Origin of the sequence: Megasphaera sp. UPII 135-E (assembly GCF_000221545.1) — a bacterium.
GTDB lineage: Bacteria > Bacillota > Negativicutes > Veillonellales > Megasphaeraceae > Megasphaera > Megasphaera hutchinsoni.
In genome coordinates this window covers 22796-35562 of sequence record NZ_AFUG01000049.1, presented here as the reverse complement: position 1 = coordinate 35562, position 12767 = coordinate 22796, and the positions used below count along the sequence as shown (strand labels likewise).

Annotated in this window: 4 protein-coding genes; 2 read left to right on the top strand and 2 right to left on the bottom strand. The window is 45.5% G+C overall.

The window, feature by feature from the left end; all coding sequences use genetic code 11:
- Positions 1 to 117: 117 nt before the first annotated feature.
- Entirely contained in the window at positions 118 to 921 is an 804-nt protein-coding gene (gene panB / locus HMPREF1040_RS07335; protein ID WP_007393312.1) for a 3-methyl-2-oxobutanoate hydroxymethyltransferase, read from the bottom strand.
- Entirely contained in the window at positions 890 to 1774 is an 885-nt protein-coding gene (locus HMPREF1040_RS07330; protein WP_007393362.1) for a Rossmann-like and DUF2520 domain-containing protein, read from the bottom strand. The genes panB and HMPREF1040_RS07330 overlap by 32 nt, the downstream gene beginning before the upstream one ends.
- Before the next feature lie 319 nt (positions 1775 to 2093).
- Between HMPREF1040_RS07330 and HMPREF1040_RS07325 the strand changes: the two genes are divergently transcribed.
- On the top strand, positions 2094 to 6356 hold the full coding sequence (locus HMPREF1040_RS07325) for a YadA-like family protein (RefSeq protein WP_007393340.1): 4263 nt from the start codon (positions 2094 to 2096) through the stop codon (positions 6354 to 6356).
- Between the two features lie 338 nt (positions 6357 to 6694).
- Positions 6695 to 12358: a YadA-like family protein gene (locus tag HMPREF1040_RS08385; protein WP_007393303.1), complete on the top strand. Its 5664-nt coding sequence runs from the start codon at positions 6695 to 6697 to the stop codon at positions 12356 to 12358.
- Positions 12359 to 12767: the final 409 nt, after the last annotated feature.

Sequence of the window (12767 nt, the reverse complement as noted above, 5' to 3'; positions counted from 1 at the left end):
GAAGAACGAAAAAGCAACCCGCCCATAGGACGAGTTGCTTTTTTCGAGCGTTTAATTTTTTAGCATAGATAAGGTGCGTTTGTTTTACCTGCGTTGCTGTAACCGCTTGTTGCTGCATTATGTGAAACTATGTTCGTCATCAGGGAAGGTGCGTTCAGTAACATCGTGAATGTATGCTTGTACGGCTGTCGTAATGACATGATGCAAGTCCGCATAGGGCTTGACAAAGGACGGGCGAAAACCCGTTGTCATACCGAGGAGGTCCGTGCATACGAGGACTTGCCCGTCACAACCGTTACCGGCACCGATACCGATGGTAGCAGCCGTAGTTAGTGCATTAGTGATAGTAGTGGCAACGGTTGTTGGCACGCATTCGAGGACGATAGCGAAGGCCCCGGCCGCCTCAAGAGCGAGGGCGTCATCGAGCAAGGTTTGGGCGGTTTTTTCGTCCTTACCTTGCACGCGAAAACCGCCTAATTGATGTACTGATTGCGGCGTTAGGCCAAGGTGACCGACAACGGGAATACCGCTTTGGGTGATTTTGTACACGGCATCGCATACGTGTTGTCCGCCTTCAAACTTGACTGCATCACAGCGTGCTTCTTTCATCATGCGACCGGCACTGCGTAAGGCCTGGAGAGGGCTTTCTTGATAGCTCATAAAGGGGAGATCACCGACAACAAGGGCGTGTTTGGTGCCACGGACGACACATGCCGTATGATGGATCATGTCGTCTAAGGTAACGGGCAAAGTAGAATCATAACCCATGACGACATTACCTAAAGAATCGCCGACTAAAATCATATCAATGCCAGCTTCATCGACATTTTTTGCCATGAGTACGTCATAAGCGGTGATCATGGTAATGGGTTTCTTTTCTTGTTTTTGTTTACGAATGGTCAGATGTGTTATTTTTTGCATGATTAGCTCCTTTCACATTGCGGAAAATGGATAATATCGCCTGATATTGTTCGCTTGAAATAGTTTTATTTTGTAAAGCCAACGCCGCTGTGGGTATGCCCAAGGAGATATACAGATCAATATATTCCGGCGGTAATGCGTGGAGATGTTTCGTTAGCGTATGGATGTCACCACGTGCAATGGGTCCTGTTAAAGCGGTTCGACTAGTTGTGGCTTGACAGAGATGTTGTACCGTCCCGTTGAGTAAGGGGGCAAGGGCGGTCGCCGCATCGCCCGTGGATAAGAGCGGTGCGAGTAACTGTTGTGCCAGTGTATAGATGGTGACGATATAGTTGGACGCAAGGCACGCCGCCGCATGATAAGTAGGGCGAGCGGCCGCAGTCAGCGTGAACGAATGGCCACCGAGCCATTGGACTAAGGTACGTGCTGCTTGTTGTGCTAAGGGCATGCCGTCAATTGCGAAATATACACCTTGCCAAATTTGCGCTTGCGGTCGACACACCGTTTGTAATGGATGTAACGAGCCGATGGGGCAGCTTTTTTGTTGGACTGCCTGCAACACGGTTGTATCCAAGGCACCACTACAATGCAAGACGATAGGGTTATGCCCATCAAGATGATGACTGATTTGTTCTGCTAACGTTGGTAGCACGTCATCACGGACTGTAAGCAATAGCACATCCGAAGCGGCGGCAATCGTTTCTAACGTATAGGGCGTGACATGCCATTGCCGAGCTTGTAAATTAGTTTTTTTCGCATGCGAAGCGACAATTCCGATAGAAGAAAGAATGGGCCGCAACGCCAATAAAAAAGAGGCACCGACATTACCGGTGCCTATAATTCCTAAACGCATAATAACTCCTAATTACTAGATTATCAGAATATCGTTTTTGATTCGTCCCGGTCATGAGATCCAAGCGATGCTAAATTGTATGATAGGATGATGATCGTACCGATGTTACCATTCAGCCTACATCCCACTCTATGTGAATTGTATCACGAAAAAAGAAGACTGACAAGGTAAATAAAAAGTAAGGACTATGTTATTAATAAAAAATATGATAATATATAATATGAAAAATACTATTATATAATACGAAAAATACTATTATATAATACGAAAAATACTATAGCATGCTGAGAAAAAAGATACATATAAAGGAGTGAAAGCAATGAAACATGATGTAACAAATCGAACGAATACGCTCACGTATAAAGCAGAACGGCGACTTAATAACACAAAAGTCCGCCTTGTGGCTGCCTTGGTGATGGCATTACCATTGATGGTATCAAGCACCGTGTATGCGGCCGAACCGCCGGCGGCAACGACATTAACGCCAGATCAACAAGTTGTATATAATGCGGTTTTGCAGGAGTTGGCAAAGAACGGTGTTCATTATGTGTCGGTGAAAGGCACGAGCCAAGACAATGATTCCAATTATAAAAATGACGGGGCAAAGCAAAATGGAGGCATTGCCATCGGCGAAAAGGCAAAAAGTACCGATTCGAGTGACATTGCCATCGGTAGTGGAGCAAATTCTGCCGGCGGTTGGGGTATGGCAATTGGCGTAGATGCTAAAAATACGGCACAATTGGGTATGGCTATCGGCTATGCTACAAAGGTGGAGGCTGCACAGGGTCTGGCTCTGGGTGTGCAGGCAAAAGTAACGAATACTAGAGGAATCGGTATCGGTACGAATGCGAATGTATCCGGTGAGGATGGCATATCTTTCGGGTCGCAGGCAAGTGCATCGGGACAATATGCTCTCAGTATCGGTACGAATGCCGGTTCTTCCGCCAAGCGCGGGATAGCTGTCGGTACGAACAGTAGTGTGGTGGATACGGCTGCACGGGGCATTGCAATCGGTGACGGGGCGTATGTAGGGCCTGTTACGGAGGAACATAAAGGGACGGCTATGCCGAAACCCGGAGATGAGTGGAAGCCTGTTATGCCGTTCCAACCGACAGATGATGATACAAATCCGGCGGTGCATAACAAAACAGCACAAGAAAATTCGTTGGCTATCGGTATGCGTGCCGGTGCATTCGGTTATCAAAATGTGGCCATCGGGGCGGCGGCGGAAGCGCATGATACGAACAGTACCGCAGTGGGTGTAGCGGCGGTGGCAAGAGGGCATCACAGTACTGCTTTAGGGAAACAAGCCCGTACATACGGACAGGAAACGACATCTGTCGGTCATTGGGCGGATACACGGGATGAATTTGCTACGGCATTGGGGGCCAAAAGTATTGCCTTTAAAAAGGGATCAACCGCGTTAGGCAGTAATGCTCTGGCTTATGATGAAAACAGTGTAGCTATCGGTGCCAATTCCATTGCGAAAGAAGCAATGGACGGAAAGGCATTGTATACGAATGAAGAAGTAAAAGCGGCGGCCGGTATTGTATCGGTAGGGAATCCGGCCTATAAAGTAGGAGATACGACGGAGGTAAAAGCCAATTATCGTCGCATTGTCAATGTGGCAGGCGGTATTATGGATCATGATGCGGTGAACGTGGCACAATTGAAAGCGGTTGCAAATATGGTAACGAAGGGTGCCGTTCACTATATTTCGGTGAAAGGCGAGAGCCAAGACAACGATTCCAATTACAAAAATGACGGTGCCAAGGGTAAAGGTGCCGTAGCTATCGGCGAAAAAGCATTGGCAGCTAAAGGCGGTACCGTGTCTATCGGCAGAAATGCACAAATTTTAGGCAGCGGCGGTAATACTGACGGTGAAGGCAGTGTCGCCATCGGTGATAATACCTTAATTACGACGAACGGGCTGGATTTGGCGAGTATCGCTATCGGAAAGAATGCGAAGGTTTTGAACGGCAGCGGTAAACAGGAACGGGGCTTGAGCTTTACGCCGGATAATTTTGATAAACCCGGATTTTTGGGTAGCGGAAATACGTTGCCGAAAAATGCGGATAAAGTTCCCGGCGGTATCGCTATCGGTACGAATACGTATGCCCGTACGGGAAGTATTCAAATCGGTGCACATACCTTTGTCGGATACAAAATGGGCGGTATCGACATTACTGACAAGACGAATGATAGTGAGTCGAATATTGTCGGCATGACGACTATCGGTACGAATACATACAACAAGGGCGCCTTTGCCAATATGTACGGTGCCTATTCGGTGATTACCGGCGGTTTTACCGGTGAGGGCAGATTTAATAGCGTGACATACGGACCGCAAAACTTCGGCGCCAATGTGGTTGGTTCGTTGAACAGTATCCGTTCCAAAGGACATAGCGGTTCATCCGGTATTGCCAACAGTATTGTCGGTGTGGCAAATACGGTAGAAAACGCCAACGGTACCTTGGTGTACGGTGCCGGAAATAAGATTACCAATTCCGTTACTACGATTAGCGCTCCCAGTGGTCTTACGACATTGAATACATGGGAAGATACGGTAACGACATTACAAAAGTCGATTAAAGATTCCAACTCCGGCGGTGCCGTCCTGGCTATCGGCGGCGGAAACGTAGCGGATTATGTACGTCATTCACAATTGGTCGGCGTCAATAATACCGTGACCGGTACGGAAAATAAAGTCAGCGAATTTAATATGATAGATGGCTACAAAAATACAGTAACGAACGGCACGCACGTAACCATGATCGGTTCTGAAAATACGGCAACCGACAGCGAATCCACCGTGGTCATGGGTGACAAGCAAAAAGTGACCAAGGTCAAACACGGCGTATTGCTCGGTTCGCAAGATGCGGAAAAAGAAACGACCGTAGCCGATGTCGTTGCTATCGGTCATAATGCACATGTGCAAAAAGAAGGCGGCGTTGCCTTGGGCAGCGGTGCTATTGCTAAACGGGATAAAGGCGCTTTCGGTTACGATGTGGCAACGGGCAAAGTCCTTGACGAAGCGGGCGCGGCGGCAGCCCTTGGCAACAGTGCGGCACTTAAACCGTTGGCAGAAAAATATACTGCCGCTAAAGCCGCTTATGAGCAAGCGAAGCAAGCTGTTGACGCCAAACAGCAAGAAGTTGAGGCTATCGAAAAAGTATGCGGTAAGATGTGTATTGCCGGTGAAAATGCGGATAAGAAGACTCAGCTGAAACACGAATTAAATAAATTAAAAACAACTTTAACGGAGAAACAAAAGGCATACGAAGAATCACAAACCGCTATTAATAACAGCTTGTATACCTGGAAATCGACAGCTGCCGCCGTATCGGTCGGCGATGTGGAAAAGGGGATAACTCGCCAGATTACGGGAGTTGCAGCCGGTACGGAAGATACAGATGCGGTGAACGTAGCACAATTGAAGCGTGTGGCGGCAAAAATTAAGGATGTTGCCGACAATGCCGGCTCGAAAGTAGATATTAAAGGTGGTGATACAGGTATTACGGTAAAATCGGAGAAGGATAACAAAACAGGTGTTACTACGTATACGGTGGGATTGGGAAATACAATAAAAGCCGGAAATGTAACCATCAATGGAGAGGCGTCCGCCGATAATGGTAAAGACGGCAAGAGTACGATTACGGGACTTTCCAATACGACATGGGACGGCGCGAACATTGTCAGCGGTCGTGCCGCTACGGAAGACCAGTTGAAAGCAGCTGTGGAAAAGGTAGTAAGCGGATCGGCGAAACAAACGACGGTGACAAAAGGAACGAATATAGTCGTTACAGAAGGATCGAATACGGCCGGCGGCAAAGACTATACGGTTGCGTTGGACAAGAATCTCACCGGTTTGGAAAGTGCTACGTTTACTAAGACCGTTCAAAATGGTGATAAAGAAGAAACCACAAGCACCGTCATCAATGACCTGGGAACGACGGTTACGGATAAAGACGGCAATAAGACTGAAACGACCGCTGCCGGTATTACGATTACTACCAAAAAAGACGGTAAAGAAAATACTGTATCCTTGAAAAATGACGGCCTGCATAATGGCGATCATAAGATTTTAGGCGTGGCTGACGGACGTATTGCCGCCCAAAGTCGGGATGCGGTTAACGGCGGTCAGGTGTATCGGATGATGCGGGAAGCGGCGGCCGCAACGGACGGAAAAGTCGGAGCGGCGGCGGCAGGTTCGGCCGCTTTGGCAGCTTTGCATCCGCTGGATTTCGATCCCGATGCGAAATGGAATGTAGCCGCTTCGTACGGCACGTACGGGCATTATCAGGCGTATGCGTTGGGAGCGTATTATCGTCCGAGTGAAAGTTCCATGGTCAGTGTCGGCGGCACGATCGGTTCCGGTGCCGATGCGATGAATGTAGGGCTGAGTTTTAAAGTCGGTAAGGGCAATTTGAATCATATCAGCACGTTACGCATGGCTATGGCAAAAGAAATTCAGGAATTACAACGTAAAAATGAAGTGATGCGGAAACAAAATGAAGCAGCTAATGATCGTATTGCACAATTGGAACAACGATTGGCTGCCTTGGAGGCACGCTTGAAATAAGATCATGTATATGAAACCCATTCCTTTCTCTAGGAGATAGAGGGAGGAATGGGTTTTTGTTTTACCGTTCATTAGTGGGGGAATGCTTATATGTAATGGGTGATTAGTATGGTGTTAATTAGTACAATTTGGTTGACAAAGAAAACCAAATTAGGTTATAGTAAAATAAAGTATTTATACAATTTTCTTGACGATAAAATATATTTATCATTGTAATGATATAGCTAAAATGTAAAAAAATCAGGTACAACTCATGTAATTTTCAGGTTATACAGAGAATAAAAATAAATCGATGTTCGAATGAGTTTTGTGGTTGGGATACATATAAGGAGGTCATTATGAAACGAATCGGGAAAAAAGTAGCTATACTGCTTGCTGTGATGGCTTTAACAGGCGGGTATGTGCATACGGCGTCTATGACAGCACAAGTTACGGCGGCATCACCGGAGGAATTACAAAAAAGTGCATGGGAAAAACTATTGGCAAACAACGCAGGAGCGTTGACAGAAGAAGAAAAAAACTCACTTAATCAAGTCTTTAACAATATTAGTGCTTGGGACCAATATATCCGCTTATATTCTACGTATACACAAGTTATCGGTGGTGATAATCATGCCGTTGATAGTAACTCTATACAAGGACGAGCTGTATATGGCGGTAATCATCAATATACAAGGGATGCGGCCGCAACCTTAGGTCAGCAAGGGAATAACTTCGGTACGAATTCTGTTGTTGTAGGATATCAACCGTCGGCGTTCGGTGAAAACTCTATTGCTATGGGGACGGGGGCTACGACATTTCCTATTAAATACGGAGAGAATTTTGCCGGTTATGCTAATGCTATCGGTGCCGATGCTTGGTCAGGAGATATGGGGAACGCTTTTGGCGCCGGTGCGGTTGCGATGGGGCAAGGCAGTGTAGCTATCGGTACAATGGCAGTGGCAGGTTCACCGGATATACAAAAGTATATAAGTAGGAATAAATATGAATATCAACCTTATTTTGAGCAATTACAAAAAGCCTATCCTAATATTTTTGGGGAGACGCAGCCGAATGAGAGTGTGACAGAACGCAGCGAACGGATGGGGCAGCAAATATTTGCTGAATATAGTTCGTATTTCAAAAAGATAGGGATTCCTGATTTTGCGACCTTCAAAACGCGAGTATCCCAATGGGAATCGGTACTACAAAAATTGGGCTGGCATATGGCGCTATCAAAAGATGCTCGTCATCACGTGACGGCTTTGGGATTTGGGGCAACCGCTACGGCTACGGGGGGCGTGGCTTTGGGCGCATTTTCTGAAGCCGATCGCGGGACAGTAACTGAAAAAGCCCCGTTCAGTGAATTTGAATTAACCAATCAAAATACGTTGGGGGCTGTATCTGTCGGGAATAAAACATTCCTGCGACAACTTATTAATGTGGCTGACGGAACAGAAGCTACGGATGCGGTCAATTTGCGTCAGCTACAAGGCCTGGAAACAAAGTTGAAAGATGCCAGCGGCAGCGTGCATTATTTCTCGGTCAATCCGGATAATAACAAACGGACGAAACCGGCAAAAGGTAGCGACAATTCGAAAAATGACGGCGCCTATGGAGAAAATAGCGTTGCAATCGGTGCATTTGCGGAAGCGGCAGATAAAAATACGTTGGCTTTAGGTTGGAGTGTTAAAGCTTTGGGACAAGATTCTTTGGCATTAGGTACCATGGTATACAGCTATGGTCTTAACTCCAATGCGGTAGGCAATCAAGCCGCTGCATTAGGAGAGGAATCCTCCGCTTTCGGTAATCAGGCAAAAGCGATGGATATGGGTACAACAGCGTTAGGAAATAACGCCATGGCTATCCAGAACGGTTCCACAGCGGTAGGATATCAATCGTTATCTGCCGTTAGCAGTACTTCTATGGGTACAAACAGTTATGCTTTGGGACAGGCATCGCTTGCTTTGGGACAACGATCATATATAGGTGACACTACATTCAGAGATACCTATACGAAGTATAACGAAGAAAAAGGAAATGACAATAACATACCCGGCTATTATATTAGTGATTTGATAAAGAAAAACGATCCGAAAATTGCAAAATATAAGGAACAATTCAAGAATCAGTTACAAGGGTTGGACGGTCATAATCAAGAGGCTGTACTAAGATACTTGATTATTGCGGACTTGAATAAGAGCGTACAATTCGCTACGGCAGTAGGCAATCATTCCACTGTGGGAGCAAGTCAAGGTACGGCATTGGGATTTTACTCTACTGTTACCGGAGCATACGGTACAGCTTTAGGGTACAATTCGATAGCAACCGCTTATGGAGCTATGGCATCAGGAGCATATGCGAAAGCAAATACTGTCGGCAGTGTGGCGATAGGTTTCCAATCGAAAGTAAATAATTACGGTGGAGTAGCTATAGGTTCCGAAGCTACGGTAGGCAAGAACGGCGGTGTAGCATTAGGAAACAAGTCGACTGCCGATAGAGGAAGCGGAGCTGTCGGATATGTTTTTGGTGCGGATAATTCTACACTGACCAAGGCTTTGGAAGCACCGGGCAACAAGGCACGTTTTGACGAATTAAAAATGAAAATTAAGGATGAAGATGTTAGTGCATATAATGCATTAGTTATGACTTTTAAAAATGCCGCAAAAGATTCTCCTGAAAAGGAAAAAGCTAAACAAGAAATAGAAAAATGGAAAGCGGCACATCCTGATTTTCTTAAAAATGTAAAAGCTCGTAAAGCTTTCGAAAATGCATGGCAGTCAACCTATGAAGCCGTATCGGTCGGTGACGTGGAAAAAGGCATAACCCGTCAGATTACGGGAGTAGCCGCCGGAAGTGAAGATACCGATGCGGTAAACGTGGCGCAGCTTAAGGCGGCCAATAGTAAGATTGAAAATAATATAAAGAGTATTACAAATCTCACTACAAAAGTAGAAAAAGGCGGGATTAAATATTTCTCTGTCAATCCGAAGACGGAGAATTTGCCAACGGCGAATATTTCATCAGATAATTCAGCTAACGACGGTGCTACGGGGATGGAAACCATGGCAATCGGTAAAGGAGCTCGTGCGGCAGGCCAGCAAAGTATAGTTATCGGTCAGGATGCAGTATCGGAACACCATGGCGGCAGTATAGTTATCGGTCAGAATGCCAAGGCATCGGGGGATAGAGAATGGCATGGCGTAGTTGTCGGCAGTCGTGCCGAGGTTACCGGCGGCAGTGGTGTCGCTTTGGGAAATGATTCAAAAGTAACGGCCAGTGGTGGCATTGCTTTAGGTTTCGGTTCTTTAGCGGATAGAGAATGGAATGTATTGGGATATACGCCGGATCGGAATGCAAATTCTTTGCAAGACAGGTTAGCCGGTACGGAATATGACGAGTTGGTAAAGAAATTAGCCCCTTTGATTACTGAGCATAATCAATTGGTTGATGATTTCAATCATGAAAATAATCCGATAAAGAAGAAAGAAAAACACGAAAAATATGAAGCATGGAAAGCAGCACATCCGGATTATGATGCTGATGTAAAAAAACGAGATATGCTTAAGTCTGCATGGAAATCAGGTAGCGGTGCCGTTTCTGTGGGAAATTCGGCGCTAAAAGCTACTCGGCAGATTATCGGAGTTGCAGCAGGTAGTGAAGATACGGATGCAGTCAACGTAGCTCAACTCAAAGCGTTGAACAAGAAAGTAGATACAAATACAGAAACAATTAATAATTTAAATTTAAAAGTCGGTAAAGGTGGCGTGCATTATTTTTCCGTGAAAGCGGATGACAGCGGAAGACCTGCCGGAACAAATTATGATAATGACGGAGCAACAGGAGATTTTGCAATAGCGGCCGGTTATTCATCGGTAGCAGCAGGAACAAGTTCTATTGCGGTAGGTGCTCAAGCAAAATCTCCCGGTAATTGGGGTGTGGCAGTAGGTTATAAAGCAAGTGCAAATAATATATCAGATATAGCAATGGGTATTAACGCAGAATCGAGCGGCAGCTGGGGAGTCGCTATTGGCGGAAATTCTCAGGCAAAAGGTGCATCAGGGATAGCTTTGGGTCAGCAGGCAAGGGCGGAAAGCCAGTCAGGTATAGCGATTGGCGTTCAATCGGAAGCTACCGGAATTTGGGGAATTGCTATTGGGCAAAATGCAAAAGCTCAGGCAAGTACATCTGTAGCTATAGCGTGTAGAGCGGAAGCTCAAAATGAAAATTCAGTGGCTATCGGTAATTTTGCGAAGGCTATAGGTGCTACTTCTACCGTTATAGGGGCACAGGCAACCGCAAGTGGAACTTGGGGTACAAGCGTTGGTTTTTTTGCAGAGGCAAATAGTGAAAACGGAACGGCTATCGGTGTAAATAGTAAAGCTAGAGCTAAAAAAGGTATTGCTTTGGGAGCATACTCGGTAGCAGATAGAGAAGGCAGACGTATCGGATATTCCTTGGGTGGAGATAACAGCACAATTGATAACGTACTGGAATCGGTAGGATTAACAGAAAAATATAATCAGCTTGAATCCGTTGTAAATCCCTTGAAAGATGAATATAAGAGTTTAGTTGGAGCTTTCCAAAAAGCCGCAGGCGGATCTGCAGAGAAAGCGGCAGCTAAAGAAAAATTGGACAAGTGGAAAATGGAGCATCCGGATTTCATGTCTGCAATTACAGAAATGAAAAAAATATTAACTGCATGGAAGTCTAACAGCGGAGCACTTTCTATAGGAAATGAAGAGTATGGCATAACACGTCAGATTACCGGAGTAGCCGCCGGAAGTGAAGACACCGATGCGGTAAACGTTGCACAACTGAAAGCGTTGGCTATGTTACCGATGAATATGTACTTCGGCGGAAAAGTGGAAAACAATATATACACACCGGGGAAAGAAAATTGGCGTATGCCGCTTAACGAATTCCGTATGGATTTCGGTGACGGGTTGAAGGCAACACAAGTAGAAAAAGACGGTAAGAAATACACACTCATCACCCTTGACAAAGAAAGTCTTAAAGGGGATCCAGCTTTCAAAGGCGATAAAGGAGAAAGCGGACAAGCGGGTAAAGACGGCGAAAAAGGTAAAGATGGTGTGAACGGTACAAATGGTACTGACGGTAAAAATGGAACAAACGGAAAGTCTGCTTATGAAATTTGGAGAGATCATGAAGAAAACGGAACTCAACCGAATAAAGATAAGAGTGAACAAGAGTTTCTTGACTCGTTAAAAGGTAAGGACGGTAAAGACGGTACGGGTGCAGATATTGACATTCAGGGGAATGATACGGGGATTGTTGTCGTAGATAAAAAGACGGATACGGCTGGCAAAACGAAATATACCCTTGGTTTAGGCACAAAAATTAAAGCCGGCGAAGTGACGATTGACGGTACGAAAGATAAGGAAAATGTTGTTGTAGGCGATGTGAAGATAAATGGCGAAAAAGGGCATGGCACGGTGACGGGTCTTTCCAATACGACGTGGGATGAAAAACATGTTGTATCAGGTAGAGCCGCTACGGAAGATCAACTCCAGGCGGTTTCCCAAAAGAACCGGCAAGCTATCTCGGAATTAGGCACTCAGCTGGAACGCGGTACGGCATCAGCGGCGGCACTGGCTGCTTTGCATCCGCAGGAATTCGATCCCGCCGATAAATGGGATTTTGCTGTGGGATATAGTAATTATCGTAGTGCCAACACCTTCGCTTTTGGCGGGTTCTATCGACCGAATGAACGCACCCTTGTTTCCCTTGGCGGTACCTTCGGGGGTGAAAACATTGTCAATGTAGGTCTGTCCTTCAAAACGGGTAAAGGATCGGACGGTATCAGCACGTCACGCGTTGCAATGGCACGGGAAATACAGGCACTGAAAGAAAAAGATGCGGCAAAAGATCGGATAATGCAGGAGCTGTTACAAGTACAAAAGAAAAAGGAAGCAGAAATACAAGCCTTAAAAGAAAAAGATGGACAACGAGAAGAGCAAATACGTCATTTGACAGCGATGGTTATGGAACTCAAGAAATAGCAAAAGATTAAAAAACAGGTTCGACATTGCGTTGAACCTGTTTTTTTATGGCTATAAAGAGAGAAGTATCCGGTAGGTGTGAATTTGGTACTTGCAACTTGATTTAGAATAGATAATACATTTATTGTTCATTTGTGTTGTACCGGTTTAGGTCTATTACTTTTTATGTTTTTAGTTATTTTGAGAATGCTGATGGATAACAGGTTGTTACCATGGGCGTGATAAAAAGCTTATTACACATACGTTTACTTCTACCGTTAATTCTCTCGGAATTGCGACTCTCGCCGTGTGCGGAGAAGGTTCTTGTGTTTAGTGATATTTCCACCCAAATAGCGATAAAAATACTCAATGAATTGACAGGGGAATGAAGATATGATGTATATTTTGAAAATAGGATGAAAATGATAGA